Raw genomic sequence first — 19317 nt, forward strand, 5'->3', positions numbered from 1 at the left:
CGGCCCCAAAAACCGACCCGGCCCCCCGGCCGCTCCCCTGTCCCGCTGCGTGGCGGGACAGCCGACAGGATTGATCGATGACCGCAGACACGCAGCTAGGCCAGGAATACGTCGACCTGGAACCCGCCCAGTTTGTTGAGCAGGCGCTGAAGCGCGGCGAGGGCACACTCACCGATACCGGTGCTCTCCTCGTTACCACCGGCAAGCGCACCGGGCGCTCCCCGGCAGACCGTTTCATCGTCCGCGAACCGTCCAGCGAGGACGCCATTGCCTGGGGCAGCGTCAACCGTCCCTTCGAGGCCGACCGCTTCGACGCGCTCTGGGACCGGGTCGAGAGCTACCTAGGCTGCCGCGATCGCTTTGTTTCGCACCTGCACGTCGGCGCGCACAGCGACCACTACCTGCCCGTCAAGGTCATCACCGAGTGGGCCTGGCACGGCCTGTTCGGCCGCAACATGTTCATCAAGCCGGAGCAGTACAACGGCGACCACAAGCCGGAGTGGACCGTCCTCAACGCGCCCGGTTTCGCCTGCGACCCCGAGCGCGACGGCACCCACTCCGACGCCACGGTCATCGTCAACTTCGGCCAGCGCAAGATACTCATCGCCGGCATGCAGTACGGCGGTGAAATGAAGAAGTCCATGTTCTCCGTGCAGAACTTCCTGCTGCCCGAGAAAGACGTGATGGCCATGCACTGCTCCGCCAACGTCAGCGAGGACGGCGAGACCACGCTGTTCTTCGGCCTCTCGGGCACCGGAAAGACCACCCTCTCGGCCGACCCCGAACGCTACCTGATCGGCGACGACGAGCACGGCTGGACGCGGGGCTCCGTCTTCAACCTCGAGGGCGGCTGCTATGCCAAGACCATCAACCTGTCGCAAGAGAACGAACCGATCATCTGGGACGCGATCCGCTTCGGCGCCATCGTCGAGAACGTCGTCGTCGACGAGCGCGGCCACGCGGATTACGACGACACGAGCCTGACCGAGAACGGCCGTTGCTGCTATCCGCTCGTCCACGTCCCCAAGCGGGTGCCGGCCAATGCCGCCGGCGAACCCAACTGTGTGATCTTTCTTACCTGTGACGTCTCCGGGGTGCTGCCGCCCATCGCCATCCTGTCCAAGGAAGCGGCGGCGTTCCACTTCCTCAGCGGCTACACGGCACGCGTGGGCTCCACGGAAGTCGGCGCCGCGGCCGGCATTCACCCGACCTTCTCTACCTGCTTCGGCGCACCGTTCATGCCGCGCCCGGCCAACGACTACGCCGAGCTGCTGATGAAGCGCATCGACGATTTCGGCAGCCGCGTCTACCTCGTCAACACCGGCTGGACCGGCGGCTCCGGCGCGCCGGGCGGCACGGGCTCGCGCTTCCCGATCCCGGTGACCCGCGCCGTGGTGCACGCGGCCCAGAGCGGCAAGCTCATCGACGCCGACACCGGCCACCTGGATATTCTCAACCTCGACTTCCCGCTCGCGATCCCGGGCGTCGAGGACCGCTTCGTGAACCCCCGCGAGAACTGGGGCGACACGGCCGCGTACGACGAGCAGGCGCGCAAGCTCGCCCGCCTGTTCCAGGACAACATCGAGCAGTTCAGCCCCGCCGCCGCGGTCGTCGCGGCCGGCCCGCGAGCCGACTGAAGCGACGACAGAAGCACCGGCTGTGCCCCGCGGGCGCCCGGTGCCCGCCAGCTTGCACCTGCAGCGCCCTTGCCCGCCGGTGACCCGCCGCCGGCCGGCGTTCTAGTATGTTTACTCTAATTTTTTCCTCTATCTTCCGGGTTGAGTGGTAGACACCACTACAGCTAAAGGGCGGGAACACAGCCCGCCAGCGACCAAGGAGGAAGCAGTCATGGCAGAAGCAAAGACGCAAGCAAAGAGCAGTGGCGCCGCCAAGGCGGCCCCGAAGCGCAAGACGACGGCCCGCAAGCGCCCGGCCGCAAAGGCCACCGCGCGCCGGACCACGGCCCGCAAGACCGGCACCGCACGCAAGAGTGCGCCCCGTCGCAAGGCCGCAGCGCGCAACGATTTCGCAACCCGCGCGCGGGAAGCCAGCCGCAAGGCGTTCCTGGCCAGCCTCGGTTTCTACGGCAAGGCCTACGACCAGGTGGAAGAGCAGTTCACCAGCGTCCAGCGCGAGCTGGAAGCCCGCCGCAAGAAGGCCGACAAGCTGTACGCCGACCTGGTCAAGCGCGGCGAGAAGGTCGAAAAGCAGGCGCGCAGCGCCTTCGATGACTTCGAACTGCCCAAGCTCGACGGCCTGGCCGATCGCAAGGAACTCGAGGCCCGCCTCGACAAGGCCCGCGAGCGCTTCAGCGAGCTGAAGGAGTCCGTAGGCTTCAAGACCGCGGCCTGAGGGCCGTACCCATCCAGGTTCACTTGTCCCTCACTGGGACCCCCGGGGCCGCGCTTGCGGCCCCTTTTTTTTGCCTGTCGCTTCTGCCTTAATGTTCCTCCGGCGTCAGCCACGACAGCAGAATAACGAGGAGGTACCGCCATGACGGATGAAAAAGGCAAGGTGTCGGACAAGGCCAGCGAGATTGCCAAGAACATCTGGCTCGCCGGGGTCGGCGCCTACGGCCGCGCCGTGGACGAGGCCCAGGGCCGGCTGGAGAAGGCCGGCGTGGAACCACCGAAACTGTTCAAGGACCTGGTCAAGGCCGGAGCGGCGCTCGAAGAGGAGGCCCGCGGCGCCAGCCAGAGCGCGCGGCAGTCGGTCGAAGACCGCATCACCCGGGTGCGCGATAACTTCAACCTGCAGCGCCCGGTGCGTGGCGAGGACCTGCTCGCCCTGCACGAGAAGATCGACCGGCTCACCAACAAGGTGGACGCCCTCGCCGATGCGCTGGCCGCCAGCGGCACCGTGAAGGCGCCGAAGAAGAAAGCCGCCGCCCGCAAGAAGAACCCTGCCCGCGGCACCGCGGCACGCAAGGCAACGACCCGCAGGAAAGCGCCGGCGCGCAAAAGCAGCTAGCCGCGCACAGCAGCCGGCCCGTGAAGACCCGTGACCGCATCCTGGTCACCAGCCTCGAGCTGTTCAACGAGGCCGGCGAGGCCCACACCACGACCCTGGACATCGCGACGGAGCTGGAAATCAGCCCCGGCAACCTCTACTACCACTTCAAGGGCAAGGACCAGATCATCGCCGAGCTCTTTCACCAGTACGAGGTCGCGCTGGGAGAGACCCTCGCGGCACCCCTGGAGAAGCCCCTGGACAGCGGCCGGGATGGCGTCGAGAACAACTGGTACTACCTCTACGTGGTACTGGAAGAGATGTTCCAGTACCGCTTCCTCTACCACAACCTGGACGACCTGCTGCGGCGCTACCCGTCGATACACAAGGGCTTTCAGCGCCTGCTGCAGCTGAAGCGCGCGGCGCTCTACGCGATCTGCGACAACCTGCTGCAGCGGGAGGTCATCGGCGCCCGCGACCAGCAGCTGGTCGGGCTCGTCGACAACCTCACGCTGACCCTCACCTTCTGGTTCAACTACGAGCGGCTCCTGCACCCCTCGCGACCGCAGATGGTGACCATTCACCAGGGCGTGCTGCAGCTGCTGACCATGATCGCCCCCTATCTCGGCGAGCGGGAACTGGCCTTCTACCGCGACTGCGAGGCCATCTACCGGCAGATGCTCGAGGAGGAGCCGGGCGCCGAGCCCACAGCCTGATACGGCGTTCAACAGCCCAGCTTGTGGATCAGCAGCGCGTCGTCGGCGACGAAGACGAGCCGCGCGCGCCGGGCCCCGGCCCACCAGCGCCAGCTTTCCACGCTGAAGAAACACACGTGCGTCGGGTCATTCTTGTAGTGCCAGCCATCGAAGGCCGCCCGGTCCCGCACGTGCTTGGTCATGATGCCGAGGACACCACCGACCCGCAGCCGCGCCCAGAGCCGCGAGAGCTCCAGCCCGGGCCGGTGCAGGTGCTCGACCACCTCCGTGGCGGTAATGAAATCGCGCTGCCCGCGGGCCAGCGCCGCCCGGTCCGGTGCGTAGAACGGGTCGTAGAGATCGACCCGGTGGCCGGCCTCGTGCAGCATGGCCGCGAGGGCCGGCCCCGGGCCACAGCCGAAATCCAGCCCCGCCTGCGCGGGCGGAAGGGCGGCGAGCAGCGGCGTTGCGAGGCGGCCCAGGAAGCGCCGGTAGCCGGCGTCGCCCGGGTGGTTCTCGTGCCGGTCGTACTCGGCCCGCTCTTCCGCCGCCGAGAGCCGCCAGGGCGCGGGTACGAACACCAACGCGCAGCGCTCACAGCGCCGGTAGGGGCGCCGCCGGTCCTCGCTGAACGGGCTGCTGGCGGCCCCGGCACAGAGTGGGCACAGGGTCACGGCCATCTGCTATGCTTCGAGCCCGGACCCGCCCGGAGTCCGCCACCCCCGATAAGACGAAGGAGAAGGCAATGAGCATCAACGTGGGCGATCGCATCCCCGACGGCAAGCTGCAGGTCATGGGTGACAACGGACCGGAAGACGTCACGACAGCGCAGCTCTTCGACGGCAAGAAGGTGGTTCTCTTCGCCGTGCCCGGCGCATTCACCCCCGGGTGCAGCATGACGCACCTGCCCGGCTACGTGGTCAACGCGGACAAGATCAAGGCCAAGGGTGTCGACACGATCGCCTGCATGGCCGTTAACGACGCGTTCGTCATGGACGCCTGGGGCAAGGCACAGAACGCCGACGAAATCCTCATGCTGGGCGACGGCAACGGCGACTTCACCCAGGCCCTCGGCCTCGAGCTCGACGGCCGCGGCTTCGGCCTCGGCATGCGCAGCCAGCGCTTCGCCATGGTCGTCAATGACGGCGTGGTCACCCACCTGCAGGTGGAGGAAGGCCCCGGCGTCGAGGTGAGCGCTGCCGAGGCGATCCTCGCGCTCCTCTAGCACTCGCTATCCCGGCGTGAAGCCTGGGCCGCGGGCACCTGGCGCAACACCAGGATGCCCGCGGTGATCGCGAACAGGCAGTAGGCCAGGAAGAACCAGAACCCGCGCTCCAGCTCGGCCTGCATGATCAGCAGGCCGCCGTCGTGCGCGGACGCCTTGCCGGCCAGCCAGGCCACCAGCATCGCCATCACGAAGACGTCCGCCATGGACCACTTTGACAGGGCCCCGTTGAGCACCAGCAACGGCCGCGTGAGCGGCGCCGGTGCGAGCACCGCCGCGGCCTGCAGCAGCAGTTTGCCCACCGGGATGACGACGCTGAAGGTGACGATGAGCACCGCGACCAGGACGTTGCCGCCATCGGCCAGCTCCCGCGCCATGCCGGCGATGGAGCGGGTGCTGCGGTAGGCCTCTACGCGCCCCTCGAGTTGGTCGAGGCCGAGGAAGGCGGAGATCATATTCAGCACCTGCCGCGACTGCCCCTCGGCCTCCGGACCCGCGATGAGCTCGATGCCGAGCTCCGCGACCTCGCTTTTCTCCAGCTCTCCGCTGAGCGTCAGCACCGGCTCGGTAATTCCGGGATAGAGCAGGCCCAGCGCGATGACGATGGGCAACAGCAGCGCGAGGCGGCGACCTGTGGACATGGCGGGGAACTCCGGGCGGGGGCTGGGCCCCCATTCTAGTCTACGCACGGCGGCCACTGACGGCTGCGGCTAAACGGTAGCGACAGGCGGTAGCACTGCGCCTCAGCCGAGGGCGACGTAGCAGGCCACGCTGATCACCGCCGCGCCGAGGAAGTTGAGCAGCAGGCCTTCCCGGGCCATTCGGGCGGTGGTGACGAGGCCGGAGCCGTAGACGACGGAATTCGGCGCCGTGGCGACCGGGAGCATGAAGGCGCAGCTCGCGCTCATGGCCGCCGGCACCATCATCAGCTCCGGGGCGATACCGGCGCCCAGTGCCGCCGCCGCGAGCACCGGCATGAGCAGCGAGGTGCTGGCGGTATTCGAGGTGGCCTCGGTCATGAAGGTCACACCGAGGCAGATGGCGCCGATGAGCGCGAGCGGCGGCAGCCCCGCGAGACCTGCCAGCCAGCTGCCGAGGAGGTCCGACAGCCCCGAGCTGACGAAGCCGCGCGCCAGGCAGATACCGCCGGCGAAGAGCAGCAGCACACCCCAGGGAATGGAGCTGGCGTGTTCCCAGTCGAGCAGGCGCCCCCCCTTGCCGTCCGGCAGCAGGCACATGACGACGACCGCCAGCAGCGCGACCGACGCATCGTTGGCCTGCGTGAGGCCGAGCCAGGCGCTCCAGCCTCCGAAGGGCCCGCTGCGGTTGACCCAGAGCAGCGCGGTCACCGCGAACACGGCGAGCACGCGGCGCTCGGCGCTGCGCCAGGGGCCGACGGCGGGCAGCTCGACGGCGATGGCACCGCCGAGGTTGCGGGTCAGCACCAGGGCCATGAGCGGGACCAGCACCAGCACCACCGGGACGGCCCAGCCCATCCAGGTCAGGAAACTCACGGACTCGCCGGTCGTGTCCGCGAAGACCTGCATGAAGATGAGATTGGGCGGCGTGCCGATGGGCGTACCGACGCCACCGACGCTGGCCGCGTAGGCCATGCCGAGGAGCAGCGGCGGCGCCAGGCGCTCGCGCTCGCGGGCGCCTTCGAGCACGGCCAGGGCCACCGGCAGCAGCATCAGCGTGGTCGCGGTATTGCTGATCCACATGCTCAGCACCGCCGCGGCGGCCATGAAGCCGAGCACCAGGCGGCGCCCGCTGCTCGCCCCGAACAGGCGGATCATGCCGAGAGCGATGCGCCGGTGTGCACCCGAGGCCTCCATCGAGCGCGACAGCAGGAAGCCCCCGAGGAGCAGGAGAATCAGCGGCGAGCCATAGGCCTGGCCGACCTCCGCGGGGGTCAGCACGCCGGCCAGCGGCAGCACCGCCAGCGGCAGCAGCGAGGTCACGGGAATCGGCAGCGGCTCGAAGATCCACCACACGACGCACAGCACCGCCACCGCCGCGACCACGAGCACGGGCACCGGCTGCCCCGCGGCGGCCAGCCAGGCCACGGCCCCGGCGGCGAGCAATGGCCCCCCGGGCAGGGCCAGGCGCGCCGGGCTGATCACGGGCCCGCCCCGCGAACGGGGCGGGTTGCTGCTGTCGTCATGCCGCTCGCTTCCGTGGAAATCGGGCCATGCTGGCCCAGCGGGGGTGGCAAGTAAAGGTCGCCGCCGCTTGGAGTGCGGGGCGACAGGCGGGTAGACTCGGGCCATGCCTGCGCCGCTCCCGGAAGAGCTGGTCGACGCCTTCGGCCGGCACATTCGCTACCTTCGCCTGTCCGTCACGGACCGCTGCGATTTTCGCTGCGTCTACTGCATGGCAGAGGAGATGACCTTCCTGCCCCGGCGCGAGGTGCTCAGCCTCGAGGAGCTGGAGCGCGTCGCGGCGGCCTTCGTCGACCTCGGCGTGCGCAAGCTCCGCCTCACCGGCGGCGAGCCCCTGGTGCGTCGCGGGATCGTCGACCTCGCGCGCCGGCTGGGCCGGCTGCCGGGCCTGGACGAGCTCGTGCTCACCACGAACGGCGCCCGGCTGGCCGCGCTCGCCGCGCCGCTGCGCGACGCCGGCGTGCGCCGGCTGAACATCAGCATCGACAGCCTGCAGCCGGACCGCTTCCGGGCGCTCACGCGCACCGGCGACCTGGGCCGGGTCCTGGCCGGCATCGAGGCGGCGCGCGCCGCCGGCTTCGACCGCATCCGCCTCAATACAGTCATCCTGCGCGGACGCAACGACGACGAGGTCATCGACCTGGTGACCTTCGCCCGCGACCGCGGCCTCGATATCGCCTTCATCGAGGAGATGCCCCTGGGGCATATCGACGAGCACAGCCGGGCCGAAGCGTTCATCAGCAGCGCCGACCTGCGCGACCGCCTGGCCGGCCACTTCCGCCTCGAGGCCCTCGGCGACCCGGCCGGTGCCGCCGGCCCGGCGCGGCGCTTCCGTATCGCGGGCAGCGACAGCCAGGTCGGCTTCATCTCGCCGCACAGCAACAACTTCTGCCACCTGTGCAACCGCGTCCGCGTCACCGTGGAGGGACGCCTGCTGCTCTGCCTGGGCAACGAGCATTCGCTGGACCTGCGCGAGCTTGTGCGTCGACCGCAGGGCGATCCCCTGGCCCTGCATCGGGCCATCGCGGGCGCGATGGCGCGCAAGCCGGAACGCCATCACTTCAGCCACAGCGACGAGCCGGAAATCGTCCGCTTCATGAGCACCACCGGCGGCTGACCCCCCCACGAGGAGAATCCGTGCACATCCCCGAATTCAGCGAGCTCGCGTCCGTCGGCGCCATCGAGGACGGTTTCGACGGCCTCGGCTACATCTGCAGCGAGAAAATCGCCACGGCGGTGTTTCTCGCCGCCCGCCTGGGCAAGCCGGTGCTCGTCGAGGGCCCGCCGGGAGTGGGCAAGACCGAGCTGGCGAAGACCGCGGCGGCGCTCCTCGCCCTGCCCCTGGTGCGGCTGCAGTGCTACGAGGGCCTGGACGAGGCGAAGGCGCTCTACGAGTGGAAGTACGGCAAGCAGCTGCTGTACACGCAGGTACTGAAAGAACAGCTGGGCGACCTGCTCCAGGGCGCCCGGGGCCTCGCGGAGTCGGTGGAGCGGCTGCACGAGTTCGGCGACATCTTCTACTCCGAGGATTTTCTCGAGCCGCGACCGCTGCTCACCGCCATGCGCCACGAGCGCGGAGCCGTGCTCCTCATCGATGAAATCGACAAGGCCGACCACGAGTTCGAGTCGCTGCTGCTCGAGACGCTCTCCGACTACCAGGTCTCAATCCCCGAGATCGGCACGGTACGCGCGCGCACACGGCCCCTCGTGTTCCTCACCAGCAACAACACCCGGGAAATCTCCGACGCCCTCAAGCGGCGCTGCCTGCACCTCTACATCCCCTTCCCGTCCCGGGCGCTGGAAGAGCGCATCGTGCAGAGCCGGGTGCCCGAAGTGGCCGCCGCGCTGCGCCAGCAGCTCGTCGCCTTCGTCCACTCGCTCCGGGAACTGGACCTGCGCAAGACGCCGGCCATCTCCGAGACCATCGACTGGGCCCGCAGCCTGGTCCTGCTGCACGTCGACGAGCTGGGGGAGGATGTGGCCCGCAGCACCCTCAACATCCTGCTCAAGTTCGAGCAGGACATCGAGACCGCCGAGGCGTCCCTCCCGGAGCTGCTGCGCGCGGGGGCCTGAGCCGCAATGGAGAGCTCGCTGGTCGGCTTCGTGCGCATCCTGCGCAGCCACGACCTGCGCGTGTCACCGGCGGAGACGCTCGACGCCCTGGCCGCTGCGGAGGCCCTGGGTTACGGCGACCGGCAGCGGCTGCGCAACGGCCTCGCCGCGGCGCTCGCCAAGAGCCGCCGCGAGGAGGAGATCTTCCGCGTACTCTTCGATCGCTACTTCGATCACAGCGCCGGCGATTTCGCCAGCGCCGGCGTGCTCGCCGACGACGAGGGTCCCGCTGGCGACACGCCGCCGGCACCGACCGAGGCCGCCGGCGACGGCCGGGGCGGTGGTGGCAGTGGCGACAGCGGCGACCCGGTGCTCGACCGCGCGGCCGCCGGCAGCGAGCGCGTCCGCGACCTGCTCGCCTCGCCGCTCATGCAGGCCCTGCTGGGCGGCCAGCGCGGCGAGCTCAGCGCCCGGCTCCGACAGGCGGGCAAGGACGCCGGCATCGCCGAGATCCGCCTGTTCACGCAGAAGGGGCAGTACACCCGGCGGATTCTCGCCGCCATGGGCGAGGACCAGCTCCGCGGCGCCATTATCGACCTCGAGCGCCGCGGCGACCCCGCCCTCGACCGGCTGCGCGGCTACCGCGACCTGCTCCGGGAACAGGTGCGCGATTACGTGGACGCGCAGTACCTGCTGCACGCGGAGGGGCACAACCGGCAGTTCATGGACGACGTGCTCGCGAAGACCCGGCTGTCGAACATCGAGCAGCACTACACGGCGCGCGTGCGCGAACTCGTGCAGCGCATGGCGCGCAAGCTCGCCAGCCGCCACAGTCCGAAACCGCGGCCCCGGCGCCGGGGGCGCCTGGACATGGCGCGCACGCTGCGCGCCGGCATCCCGCACGACGGCGTGCTCATGCAGACGCACTGGCGCCAGCGGCGCCGGGACCGTGCCCAGGTACTTGCCCTGTGCGACGTCAGCGGCTCCGTGGCGGCCTACGCCAAGTTCCTGCTGATCTTCCTCTACAGCCTGCAGGACGTGCTGCCGCGGATGCGCAGCTTCGCGTTCTCCAGCCACCTCGGCGAGGTCAGCGGGCTGTTCGAGGAAGAGCCCATCGAGCGCGCGGTCGAACTGGTGAACTGGCGCTACGGCGGCGCGACCGACTACGGCGCCAGCCTGCGGGACTTTTCCCGCCTGGCCCTCAATGACATAAACCGGCATACATCGGTTATCATCCTCGGCGACGCGCGCAACAACCGGGGCGATCCGGAGCTTCCGATCATGCAGAGTATCTACCAGCGCAGTAAACAGGTGATCTGGCTGAACCCGGAGTCGCGGCGCGCCTGGGGGACCGGTGATTCCGAGATGCACCGCTACCTGAGCACCTGCCATCTCGCCGCCGAATGCCACAACCTGCGCCAGCTGGAAAAGGTGGTCGACCAGCTGCTGCGCAGCGTCCACTGATGCCCCACGGCTCGTCGCGATGACGCTGCCCAACGAACACCTGCCGCTTCCCTGCTCCCTACGGGACCTGGTCAACCGCAATTTCCCGCACGAAGAACCCGGGGCCGACGCCAGGGTGCTCGATGCGGACACCCTGGCGGCCCGGGTCAGGGCCGCCTGCGAGGAGGGCGAGACGCCGCTGAAGGCGCTCCGCCGCCAGGGCAACGAGGACGATGGCGAACTGCCCAGGGCCACCGATGCATCCACGATCGAGTGGGTGGCCCTCGCCTTCGAGGGCTGGGAGCGTGATTACCCCCTGGAGGGGAGCATGCGCGAGGCCCTGCGCAGGCTGCTGCCCCTGGCCGCGGCCGTGGCCCTGCGCGACGAGAACTTCTTCCAGCCCGGCGAGCACCCGCTGCACCGGCTCCTCGACCAGCTCCAGGCAAGTGCCACCGGCTGGCAGGAACGCCTGGACCGCGCCGGACAGATGCTCGAGCAGCGCGTACAGCGCGGGGTCGAACAGGCGCTCAAGTGGCACGAGGACCCGGAAACGGACTTCGCCGCGGTCGCGGAGGAACTGGCAGCGGCGACAGAGCGCGACGAGGAGCGAGCCGCGCGCATGGTGCGTCGGCTCGAGGAGACGGAAGAGGCGGCAGCGCGGATGCGCCTGGCGCGGCGCGAGGCCGGGCGCCTGCTGAACCAGGGCCTGGCCAGCTACCCGCTCCCCGCGGCGATCGCGGAGTTCATCAAGGGCCCCTGGTACGACAGCCTCCAGCTCGTCGCGCTGCGCCACGGCACCAGCTCTTCGGAGTGGCGGGAGGCGGGGCGCATAACCGACCAGCTGATGGCGTCCGTGCAACCGCCGGAAGGCAACACGGCCGACCGCAGCAGCGAGGCGCTGCGCAAGCTGTCCGCGGACCTGCGCCAGTGGCTGCTCAGCCTTGAACACGACAGCGCCGCCGCGGACGACGCCATCGGCCTGGTGGAGTACGTCCACCTGCGCATGAGCCATGGCCAGGACCTCGGCCTTGCCACGGCCCGGCCCATCGACATCCCGGGCGAGAAGAACGACGACGAGGACGGGGCGGACGAGACCCGGGCGCTGGAGACCGGGCAGTGGTTCATGCTCCGGGACGAGGAGGGCGACCTGCGCGCCCGCCTCAGCCTGCAGCTGGAGGAGGGGCACCACCTCCTGTTCACCAACGCCGTCGGCCTGAAGGCCATGGATCTCGGCCGCAGCCAGTTCATCGAGGATCTGCGCTCCGGTGCGGCCCGGCACCTGGCGACCGCGGATACCTTCAGCCTCTCCCTGGCTCACGCCGCGGGCATCGACGACGAACACAAGCTGCGCGCCCTGGTCGACCCCAACTACGTGCCGCCCGTGGAGACGGAAGCGGCACCCGAGGAGGAGAAAGCCGGAGATCCCGAACCGGATCACGGTGACGGGGACGATGCCGGGGGAAGTCACAGCGAAGAAGAACCACTCGCGGCGCCCGCGAGCAACGCCGAGGTCGCCGCTGCCACCGCGACCCGGCAGGCCTACCAAACGCAACCGTCCATGGAGCTCGAACTCGTGAACTCAGATAACAACAGCAGCGGAGATTCAGCGGGGTCCGGCGGCGGCGACGGCGAGCAGCCGCCGGGCAGCGGCGGGCGCCGGCGCCGTCTCCCGCCGGGCCCGGAGCTCGACGTACCGATGGGAGCCTGGCTGGGCTTCCACGATGGCGAGACCCCGATCATGGCGAAACTCGTCGTGTTCGACCCGCGCCGGGAGCACTATATCTTCGTGAACCGGCGCGGGATCGCGCTGCGGGAAATCAGCCGCAGCGAACTACTGGAACTCATCGACGACGGCCTCGTGGACATCCTCGAGACCAGGAGCTATTTCCGCGACGAAGTGCAGCGCGCCAGGGAGCAGCGAGACGAATAGTCTCGGGAGGATCGGCCATGACCGAAAAGAAAAGCGAAGAACAGACCGAAGGGAAGACCGGCGGGCAGGACGACAGGAAGCCGGGGCAGCCGCCGGGAAAGCAGCCCGACAAGCGACGCTACTTCCGGCTGCCGCTGGCGAGCACGGTCTTCATCGAGATCGAGTCCCCGCCCCCGGGCGCCGTCGGCCCCGGCAAGATCGTGCGCTGCCACACGCTGGAGGTCTCGCAGCGGGGCCTGCGGGTGGTGCTCGACGAGCGCGTGACCGTGGGCGCCATCCTGCAGGTCGGGGTCGATATCCCCGGCCACACCGACCCCTTCTACCTCGTTGGCCAGGTGCGCTGGCGCATGCGCGCCAAGGACCTGCCCGGGGCGTGGATCGCCGGCTTCGAGATCCTCGAGGCCGAGGGCTCGGACACGGCCCAGTGGGAGGCTGCGCTCGAACTCGTCGATGCGCCCGAAACCGGTTGATGGCGCAGCCGGGGCGCGTCCTGTACTCCCCCGCGCTTCGCCGCTAAACTCCCGCGTTCTCTCGACGAGGCCCACGACAAAGGATACCCCGTGACATCGCACTGGCAGACACAGCTCGAGCGGCTGGCGGCTGGGCAGCCTGCCCTGATCGCGGGGATCCGCCGCGGCGTCGAGAAAGAGAGCCTGCGCATCAGCCCCGAGGGCACGCTCGCCCAGACGCCCCACCCGCCCGGGCTCGGCTCCGCCCTGACCCACGGCAGCATCACCACGGACTACTCGGAGGCGCTCCTCGAGTTCATCACGCCCGTGAGCACGGGCATCGACGACACCCTCGAGACTCTCGCCGACATCCACAGCTTCGTCTACCGGCAGCTCGGCAACGAGCGGCTCTGGGCGCTCAGCATGCCCTGCATCGTCAGCGGCGACGCCGGCATTCCCGTCGCCCGCTACGGCAGTTCCAACGTCGCCCGCATGAAGACCGTCTATCGCCTGGGCCTCGGCCACCGCTACGGCCGCATGATGCAGGCCATCGCCGGTATCCACTACAACTTCTCGCCGCCGGAGGCCTTCTGGGAGGCGGCGTGGCAGGACGATGGGGCACCCGGCACGCGCCAGGACTACATCACCGGGCGCTACCTGGGCCTGATCCGCAACTTTCACCGCTGGTCCTGGCTGCTCATCTACCTCTTCGGTGCCTCACCGGCGGTCTGCGCCAGTTTCCTCCGCGGGCGCCAGGGCCACGGCCTCGAGCCCATGGACCCGGAAGGCAACACGCTCTACCGGCCGCATGCCACGTCCCTGCGCATGGGCGGCCTCGGCTACAACAGCGAGGCGCAGCGCGGCCTCGCGGTCTGCTACAACGATCTCGACAGCTACCTGAAGACCCTGAAGGCGGCGATCCTCACGCCGCACCCGGCCTACGCGCAGTTCCCGAGCGGCGAGGGCGGTGACTACCAGCAGCTCAACGACAGCCTGCTGCAGATCGAGAACGAGTTCTACAGCACCATCCGCCCGAAGCGCGTCGCCGCCTCCGGCGAAACGGCACTGACGGCGCTGCGCCGCGGCGGCATCGAGTACATCGAGGTGCGCTGCCTCGACGTCAATCCCTTTGCCCCGCTCGGCCTGGACGCCGAGACGATCCGCTTTCTCGACGCGTTCCTGCTGCACTGCCTGGTGGAGGACAGCCCGCCCTGCTCGCCGGCGGAGCAGCTCGTGCTCGACGAGAACCTGGCCACCGTGGTCGACCGCGGCCGCGAACCGGGGCTCACCCTCGCCAGCGCCGCGGGCCGCCGGCCGCTCGCGGCGCTCGCCGGCGAACGGCTGCAGGGGGTCGCGCGCACGGCGGCACTCCTCGATGCAGCCCATGGTGACGGCAGCTACCGCGCGGCCGTCGCGGCGCAGGAAGCGAAGGTGAGCGATCCCGCAGCCACGCCCTCGGCACGGGTGCTTGCGGAGATGGCCCGCGACGGGCTGCCCTTCTACCGCTTCGGCCTGCGCTACAGCGAGCACTGGGGCCAGTACTTCCGGGAGCGCGCGCCCGGCGAGGCCGCCCTCGCGGCACTCGAGGCCGAGACGGAACGCTCCCTGGCCGCCCAGCGTGAGCTGGAGGCAGCGGACTCGCTGGACTTCGCCAGCTACCTCGCCGCCTACTACGATCAGTACGCGGCGCTCTGACCCCGGAGAATTCCTGCACCATGCCAGCGCTCATGTCCCCCCGGTCCGTATTCTTCCTGCTGTTCCTCGGCACGGTGTTCGCCATGCTGTTCGCCGTGCTCTTCCTGCAGCAGCACCTGGGCCTGGCCCCCTGCCCGCTCTGCGTGACCCAGCGCGGGTTCATGATCCTCACGGGCCTGTTCGCGCTGTTCGCGGCGCTGCATAACCCCGGCATCACCGGGCGTCGCCTCTACGCGGGCCTGTGTGTCCTCGCCGCGGGCGGCGGTGCGGCCGTCGCCGGGCGCCACGTCTGGCTGCAGCACCTGCCCGAGGACCAGGTCCCGGCCTGCGGCCCGAGCCTCGGCTACCTGCTCGACACGCTGCCCCTGTCGGAGGCCTTCTCGGTCATCATGATGGGGGACGGCAACTGCGCGGAAACAGTCTGGACCTTCCTCGGCCTCAGCATCCCGGAGCAGACGCTGGCGGGCTTTGTCGTCCTGTGCCTGCTCAGCCTCTGGCAGCTACTGCGAGGCTGAGAGAACCCGCCCCGGGCGGGGCGGGTGGGGTGGATCGCTAGACCGCGGTTATCAGCCCTCGGCCGATGCGTCCTCGCCGGACGCTGCTTCGGCCTGGCTCGGGATGGACAGCAGCTCGACCTCGAAGGTGAGCGCCGCATTCGGCCCGATCACGTTGCCCGCGCCGCCGGCACCGTAGGCGAGCTCCGGCGGGATGTAGAGCTTCCACTTCGAACCCACGGGCATGAGCTGCAGCGCTTCCGTCCAGCCGGCGATGACCTGGTCGACGCCGAAGGTCACGGGCTGCCCGCGCTTGTAGGAGGAGTCGAACTCCGTGCCGTCGAGCAGCGTGCCGCGGTAGTGCACCTCGACGCTGTCGCCGGGGCCGGGCACCGGGCCTTCCCCGGCTTCGATGACCTCGTACTGCAGGCCGCTCTCGGTAACGGTGACTTCCTCGCGCGCACCGTTCTCGGCCATGAAGGTCTCTGCGGCCTCGGCATTGGCCGTCGCCAGCGCCTGCTGGTTGGCCTCCTGCTCGGCCTGGATCTTCTCCTGGAACGCCAGCATCTCGGCCTGGATTTCCTCCGGCGTGAGCCGCTGCTCGGCACCGGTGAACGCGTCGCGCAGCCCGAGGGCGAAAGCGTCGATATCCATCTCCATGCCGTCGTTCTTCATGTTGCGGCCGAGGCCGAGGGCCACGCCGTAGCTCAGGCGCTTGTTCGGGGTATCGAGGGCCACCGGCTCGATGCCGGCGGGGCTGTCGCCGCCGGACTGCTGCTGGTTGCAGGCCTGCAGGCCGAGGACGAGAGCGACCGCGGCCACGGGCGTGACAAATCTGTTCATAGCGTGCTTTCCATCGTTTGCGGGGGAAACCGGAGCCGGCGCGCGGGCCCCTGCGGGCGCGCAGCGCACTGGCGCTGATGCGCCGAATGGTACTACCCGCCGGGGTCCGGTCGCCACCCCCGCAGCAGCGCCGCCGCCAGCGCATCGAGGTGCTCGCGCGACAGCGCCGGCTCGACCGCCGATAGATTCGCGCGCAGCAGCGCAGCGGTGGCTTCGGCGGGCGGCCCGGCGAGCAGCGGCGCCAGGCGCTCGAACTGCGCGCGTTCTGCCTCGAGCTCCAGCGCCTTCAGGCGCTCCCGCAGCGGGTCGACGCCATCGAGGCCGCGCCAGCGCCGGCGCAGGGCCCGCAGCGGGCGCACGACCTCGCTGCGCCAGGGCTCCACGGCGGCAGCCAGCGCGGGGCCGGCCCCGTCAAGGCTCACCCCGTGGCGGGTCTTCAGGGCCGCGGCGAGCAATAGCAGCACGTCCGCACCCGCGCCATCCTGCGCGGCGATACAGGCCTCCGCCACCCCCGGTTCGGCGTAGAGCGCCGTGATGCCCGCCCAGAGTGTCCCGCTCCCGCTGTCATCCGCCATGCGCCGCGCCCCGCCTGCCTGCCCTGCTCATCCGCCGTGTTCGCTCGCCCCGCAACCCGCTCGCCCAGTAGAATGCTGCCCCCATGGTGATCTTACGTGAACTTTCCCTGCGCCGCGGCGACCGGCTGCTCCTCGACCGCGCCCGGGCCACACTGACGCACGGTGAGCGCATTGCGCTGATCGGTGCCAACGGCAGCGGCAAGAGCAGCCTCTTCGCCCTGCTCCTCGGCGAACTCGGCGCCGACGGCGGCGAGGTCGAGGGCCTGGACGGGCTGCGCCTGGCGCACATGGCGCAGGAAGTCGAAGCCAGCGACCTGCCGGCGGCGGCGTATGTCCTCGCCGGTGACGCCGAGCTCGCTGCGCTCCGCGACCGGCTGCGCGCGCAGGAGGCAACCGGCGATTTCGACGGCGCGGCGGCGACCCATGCGGCGCTGCAGGACTGCGGTGGCTACACCGCCGATGCGCGCGTGGAGCGGCTGCTGCGCGGCCTCGGTTTCGCCCCCGGGGATGGCGAACGCCCGGTGGCCGCGTTCTCCGGCGGCTGGCGCATACGCCTCAATCTCGCCCGGGCGCTGATGACACCCTCGGACCTGCTGCTCCTCGACGAGCCCACGAACCACCTCGACCTCGATGCCAGCCTCTGGCTCCAGGGCTGGCTGGCGGACTACGGCGGCACGCTGCTGCTCATCTCCCACGACCGCGACTTCATCGACGCCACCTGCAACCGCGTGCTGTATCTCGCCGGCGGCACCCTGGAGGCCTACCGCGGCGGCTACAGCGACTTCGAGCGCCAGCGCGCCGAGCGGCTGGCCACGGAGCAGGCACAGCAGGAGCGCCAGCAGCGACGCGCGGCCGAAATCGAGGCCTTCGTGCGCCGTTTTCGCGCCAAGGCCAGCAAGGCGCGCCAGGCGCAGTCCAGGCTCAAGGCCCTGGAGCGCATGGAGCAGGTGGCCGCGGCACACGTCGATACGCCCTTCCGTTTCGAGTTCCCGCCGGCGCCGCCGCTCACGGACCCGGCCCTCGCCCTCGACCGGGCCCGCCTCGGGCACGGGGACCGGGTCGTGCTCGACGCCGTGACCCTGCGCCTGGCGCCCGGCGACCGCGTGGGGCTTCTCGGCCGCAACGGCGCCGGCAAGAGTACCCTGCTCAAGGCGCTGGTCGGACGCCTGCCGCTCCTCGCCGGCGACCGCCGGGCGTCCGACCGGTGCCGGCTCGGCTACTACGACCAGCAGCAGCTGGAAGTCCTCGACCTGGCCGCCAGCCCGGCGCAGCACCTGCAGCGCGCCACGCCCGGGGCCCGGGAACAGGCCATCCTCGATTTTCTCGGCGGCTTCGACTTTCGCGGCGAGCGCGCGACCACGCCGATCGCCCCCTTCTCCGGCGGAGAGAAGGCACGCCTCGCCCTCGCCCTGGTGCTCTGGCAGGCGCCGAACCTGCTGGTGCTCGACGAGCCCACGAACCACCTGGACCTCGCCATGCGCGAGGCCCTTGCCGAGGCCCTGCAGGGCTACGACGGCACCGTGCTGCTGGTGAGCCATGACCGCCACCTCCTGCGCTCGACCGTGGACCGGCTCTGGCTGGTCGCCGACGGAACGGTCCGCGACTACGACGGCGACCTCGCCGGTTACGAGGCGGCGGTGCTCGCCGCCGCCGGGCCGGCGCCGCGCGAACAGCTGGATTCCGGATCGGCCGCGGCCGGCGAAGACCGCCGCAGCCGGCGGCAGGCGGCCGCGGCGCGCCGGGAGGCGCTGCGCCCGCTGCAGCGGGAAGTGGAGCAACTGGAGCGTGCCCTCGAGCGCAGCGGAAAGGACCTTGCCGCCGTGCAGGCGAAGCTCGGTGACGAGGCGCTCTACGCGGAAGCGGCCGGCGACGAGCTGACGGCGCTGCTGCGCCGCGAGGGCGAACTGCGCGGCGAGACGGAGGCGCTGGAAGAGGCGTGGCTGGAGGCCGAGGCGGCCCTCGAGGAGGCCGCTGCGTCTTTCACTGACGCGAACGCTGCAGGAGGCGAAGCTTCGCCCGGCGCGGCCAGCGCTTGATGCGGGCCTCCTGCCGCTGTGCCTCGCTGCGCGAGCTTGCGGCGGTGCTCCAGGCGACCACCACCGGACGCCGGCCGCGGGTGTAACGCGGCCCGCCGGCGAGCTCACCGTTGTGCTGACGCAGGCGCCTCGCGAGGTCCCGGGTCACGCCCGTGTAGAGTGAACCGTCGGCGCAGCGCAATACGTAGACGAACCACGCTGTTGCCATCGCCTCGTGCGCGGCCTTTCGTGCGGCCTTCTGCGCGGATTGGTCGTTGGCCGGCCCGGTGTTAGCATTAACTCCGTCAACCACCTCTGCCCGATACCCCTACCAGCTGGAGACCCCAATGAGTGAAAACATCGTACACGTGACCGATGCCAGTTTCGATCAGGACGTCCTGGGCGCAGACGTGCCGGTCATCGTCGACTTCTGGGCCGAATGGTGCGGCCCCTGCAAGATGATTGCGCCGATCCTCGACGAGGTGGCGAGCGAGTACGCGGGGCGCCTGAAGGTGTGCAAGGTCGATGTGGATTCCAACCCGGAGATTCCGCCGAAGTTCGGCATCCGCGGCATCCCCACGCTGATCCTGTTCAAGAACGGCGCCGCGGAAGCGACGAAGGTCGGTGCGCTGTCCAAGACACAGCTCGTCGAATTCATCGAAGAGGCGCTTTGATTTCCCGGTCGCGGGGCGCCCGCCGGCGCGGAAAAAACCGGTAGACGCCCCCACCCCACCATGCTAGATTCATTTCCGTTGCGCACCCCTGCGCAGCGATAATAACCCCGAAACCT

20 protein-coding genes are annotated in these 19317 nt (G+C 69.9%); 14 read left to right on the plus strand and 6 right to left on the minus strand.

Annotation, left to right across the window (positions count from 1 at the left end; translation table 11 throughout):
- The first annotated feature begins 77 nt into the window (after positions 1-77).
- From RKE50_RS14775 to RKE50_RS14790, 4 genes are all read left to right on the plus strand, one after another.
- Positions 78-1637 carry a phosphoenolpyruvate carboxykinase gene (locus RKE50_RS14775; protein ID WP_350037583.1) on the plus strand — a complete coding sequence of 520 codons (1560 nt, stop codon included), beginning with the start codon at positions 78-80 and terminating at the stop codon, positions 1635-1637.
- A 211-nt stretch (positions 1638-1848) separates the two neighbouring features.
- Positions 1849-2352 (plus strand): hypothetical protein, encoded by a 504-nt coding sequence (locus tag RKE50_RS14780; RefSeq protein WP_350037585.1) that lies wholly within the window; start codon positions 1849-1851, stop codon positions 2350-2352.
- A gap of 141 nt (positions 2353-2493) precedes the next feature.
- The gene (locus tag RKE50_RS14785) at positions 2494-2970 is read left to right on the plus strand and encodes a phasin family protein (protein ID WP_350037587.1); all 477 of its coding nucleotides are present in this window, start codon (positions 2494-2496) and stop codon (positions 2968-2970) included.
- A gap of 20 nt (positions 2971-2990) precedes the next feature.
- Complete coding sequence (locus tag RKE50_RS14790) at positions 2991-3665, plus strand: TetR/AcrR family transcriptional regulator (RefSeq protein ID WP_350037589.1); 675 nt, start codon at positions 2991-2993, stop codon at positions 3663-3665.
- 8 nt (positions 3666-3673) lie between these two features.
- On the opposite strand, the gene RKE50_RS14795 is transcribed toward RKE50_RS14790, so the two are convergent.
- A complete protein-coding gene (locus RKE50_RS14795) occupies positions 3674-4318 on the minus strand; it encodes a class I SAM-dependent methyltransferase (RefSeq protein WP_502937894.1) in 645 nt (214 codons plus the stop codon).
- A gap of 71 nt (positions 4319-4389) precedes the next feature.
- On the opposite strand from RKE50_RS14795, the gene RKE50_RS14800 reads away from it, so the two are divergent.
- Complete coding sequence (locus RKE50_RS14800; protein WP_350037593.1) at positions 4390-4869, plus strand: peroxiredoxin; 480 nt, start codon at positions 4390-4392, stop codon at positions 4867-4869.
- Here RKE50_RS14800 and RKE50_RS14805 read toward each other — a convergent pair.
- Positions 4866-5510: a paraquat-inducible protein A gene (locus tag RKE50_RS14805; protein ID WP_350037595.1), complete on the minus strand. Its 645-nt coding sequence runs from the start codon at positions 5508-5510 to the stop codon at positions 4866-4868. The two genes, RKE50_RS14800 and RKE50_RS14805, sit on opposite strands and share 4 nt — an antisense overlap.
- 102 nt (positions 5511-5612) lie before the next feature.
- Positions 5613-6992 (minus strand): SLC13 family permease, encoded by a 1380-nt coding sequence (locus tag RKE50_RS14810; RefSeq protein WP_502937895.1) that lies wholly within the window; start codon positions 6990-6992, stop codon positions 5613-5615.
- 145 nt (positions 6993-7137) lie between these two features.
- Between RKE50_RS14810 and moaA the strand changes: the two genes are divergently transcribed.
- From moaA to RKE50_RS14845, 7 genes are all read left to right on the plus strand, one after another.
- On the plus strand, positions 7138-8148 hold the full coding sequence (gene moaA / locus RKE50_RS14815) for a GTP 3',8-cyclase MoaA (protein WP_350037597.1): 1011 nt from the start codon (positions 7138-7140) through the stop codon (positions 8146-8148).
- A 26-nt stretch (positions 8149-8174) separates the two neighbouring features.
- Positions 8175-9104, plus strand: coding sequence for an AAA family ATPase (locus RKE50_RS14820; RefSeq protein ID WP_350037894.1), 930 nt, complete (start codon positions 8175-8177; stop codon positions 9102-9104).
- A 6-nt stretch (positions 9105-9110) separates the two neighbouring features.
- Positions 9111-10547 carry a VWA domain-containing protein gene (locus tag RKE50_RS14825; RefSeq protein WP_350037599.1) on the plus strand — a complete coding sequence of 479 codons (1437 nt, stop codon included), beginning with the start codon at positions 9111-9113 and terminating at the stop codon, positions 10545-10547.
- 19 nt (positions 10548-10566) lie between these two features.
- Complete coding sequence (locus RKE50_RS14830; protein ID WP_350037601.1) at positions 10567-12456, plus strand: DUF1631 family protein; 1890 nt, start codon at positions 10567-10569, stop codon at positions 12454-12456.
- A gap of 17 nt (positions 12457-12473) precedes the next feature.
- Positions 12474-12926: a PilZ domain-containing protein gene (locus RKE50_RS14835; protein WP_350037603.1), complete on the plus strand. Its 453-nt coding sequence runs from the start codon at positions 12474-12476 to the stop codon at positions 12924-12926.
- 90 nt (positions 12927-13016) lie between these two features.
- Positions 13017-14600, plus strand: coding sequence for a glutamate--cysteine ligase (gene gshA / locus RKE50_RS14840; protein ID WP_350037605.1), 1584 nt, complete (start codon positions 13017-13019; stop codon positions 14598-14600).
- Positions 14601-14620: 20 nt separating this feature from the next.
- Positions 14621-15115 carry a disulfide bond formation protein B gene (locus RKE50_RS14845; RefSeq protein WP_350037607.1) on the plus strand — a complete coding sequence of 165 codons (495 nt, stop codon included), beginning with the start codon at positions 14621-14623 and terminating at the stop codon, positions 15113-15115.
- A 51-nt stretch (positions 15116-15166) separates the two neighbouring features.
- Here the strand turns inward: RKE50_RS14845 and bamJ are convergent, their stop codons facing one another.
- On the minus strand, positions 15167-15937 hold the full coding sequence (gene bamJ, locus RKE50_RS14850) for a BamJ family beta-barrel-assembly machinery protein (protein ID WP_350037608.1): 771 nt from the start codon (positions 15935-15937) through the stop codon (positions 15167-15169).
- Positions 15938-16029: 92 nt separating this feature from the next.
- Positions 16030-16512, minus strand: coding sequence for a TIGR02444 family protein (locus tag RKE50_RS14855; protein WP_350037610.1), 483 nt, complete (start codon positions 16510-16512; stop codon positions 16030-16032).
- 83 nt (positions 16513-16595) lie between these two features.
- Between RKE50_RS14855 and RKE50_RS14860 the strand changes: the two genes are divergently transcribed.
- Complete coding sequence (locus RKE50_RS14860; protein WP_350037611.1) at positions 16596-18548, plus strand: ABC-F family ATP-binding cassette domain-containing protein; 1953 nt, start codon at positions 16596-16598, stop codon at positions 18546-18548.
- On the opposite strand, the gene RKE50_RS14865 is transcribed toward RKE50_RS14860, so the two are convergent.
- On the minus strand, positions 18493-18756 hold the full coding sequence (locus RKE50_RS14865; protein WP_350037613.1) for a GIY-YIG nuclease family protein: 264 nt from the start codon (positions 18754-18756) through the stop codon (positions 18493-18495). The genes RKE50_RS14860 and RKE50_RS14865 overlap by 56 nt on opposite strands.
- A 118-nt stretch (positions 18757-18874) precedes the next feature.
- Here RKE50_RS14865 and trxA point away from each other — a divergent pair, with 118 nt between their 5' ends.
- Positions 18875-19201: a thioredoxin TrxA gene (trxA, locus tag RKE50_RS14870; RefSeq protein ID WP_350037615.1), complete on the plus strand. Its 327-nt coding sequence runs from the start codon at positions 18875-18877 to the stop codon at positions 19199-19201.
- The last annotated feature ends 116 nt before the right edge of the window (positions 19202-19317 follow it).

It is taken from the genome of Pseudohaliea sp. (genome assembly GCF_040217025.1).
Classification (GTDB): domain Bacteria; phylum Pseudomonadota; class Gammaproteobacteria; order Pseudomonadales; family Halieaceae; genus Pseudohaliea.

What these genes read in the sequence shown, in the direction of transcription:
- RKE50_RS14775 (WP_350037583.1), top strand. Translation starts at nt 78, where the DNA reads ATGACCGCAGACACGCAGCTAGGCCAGGAATACGTCGACCTGGAACCC.
- RKE50_RS14780 (WP_350037585.1), top strand. Translation starts at nt 1,849, where the DNA reads ATGGCAGAAGCAAAGACGCAAGCAAAGAGCAGTGGCGCCGCCAAGGCG.
- RKE50_RS14785 (WP_350037587.1), top strand. Translation starts at nt 2,494, where the DNA reads ATGACGGATGAAAAAGGCAAGGTGTCGGACAAGGCCAGCGAGATTGCC.
- RKE50_RS14800 (WP_350037593.1), top strand. Translation starts at nt 4,390, where the DNA reads ATGAGCATCAACGTGGGCGATCGCATCCCCGACGGCAAGCTGCAGGTC.
- RKE50_RS14805 (WP_350037595.1), bottom strand. Translation starts at nt 5,510, where the DNA reads ATGTCCACAGGTCGCCGCCTCGCGCTGCTGTTGCCCATCGTCATCGCG.
- moaA (WP_350037597.1), top strand. Translation starts at nt 7,138, where the DNA reads ATGCCTGCGCCGCTCCCGGAAGAGCTGGTCGACGCCTTCGGCCGGCAC.
- RKE50_RS14825 (WP_350037599.1), top strand. Translation starts at nt 9,111, where the DNA reads ATGGAGAGCTCGCTGGTCGGCTTCGTGCGCATCCTGCGCAGCCACGAC.
- RKE50_RS14830 (WP_350037601.1), top strand. Translation starts at nt 10,567, where the DNA reads ATGACGCTGCCCAACGAACACCTGCCGCTTCCCTGCTCCCTACGGGAC.
- RKE50_RS14835 (WP_350037603.1), top strand. Translation starts at nt 12,474, where the DNA reads ATGACCGAAAAGAAAAGCGAAGAACAGACCGAAGGGAAGACCGGCGGG.
- RKE50_RS14845 (WP_350037607.1), top strand. Translation starts at nt 14,621, where the DNA reads ATGCCAGCGCTCATGTCCCCCCGGTCCGTATTCTTCCTGCTGTTCCTC.
- bamJ (WP_350037608.1), bottom strand. Translation starts at nt 15,937, where the DNA reads ATGAACAGATTTGTCACGCCCGTGGCCGCGGTCGCTCTCGTCCTCGGC.
- RKE50_RS14855 (WP_350037610.1), bottom strand. Translation starts at nt 16,512, where the DNA reads ATGGCGGATGACAGCGGGAGCGGGACACTCTGGGCGGGCATCACGGCG.
- RKE50_RS14860 (WP_350037611.1), top strand. Translation starts at nt 16,596, where the DNA reads ATGGTGATCTTACGTGAACTTTCCCTGCGCCGCGGCGACCGGCTGCTC.
- RKE50_RS14865 (WP_350037613.1), bottom strand. Translation starts at nt 18,756, where the DNA reads ATGGCAACAGCGTGGTTCGTCTACGTATTGCGCTGCGCCGACGGTTCA.
- trxA (WP_350037615.1), top strand. Translation starts at nt 18,875, where the DNA reads ATGAGTGAAAACATCGTACACGTGACCGATGCCAGTTTCGATCAGGAC.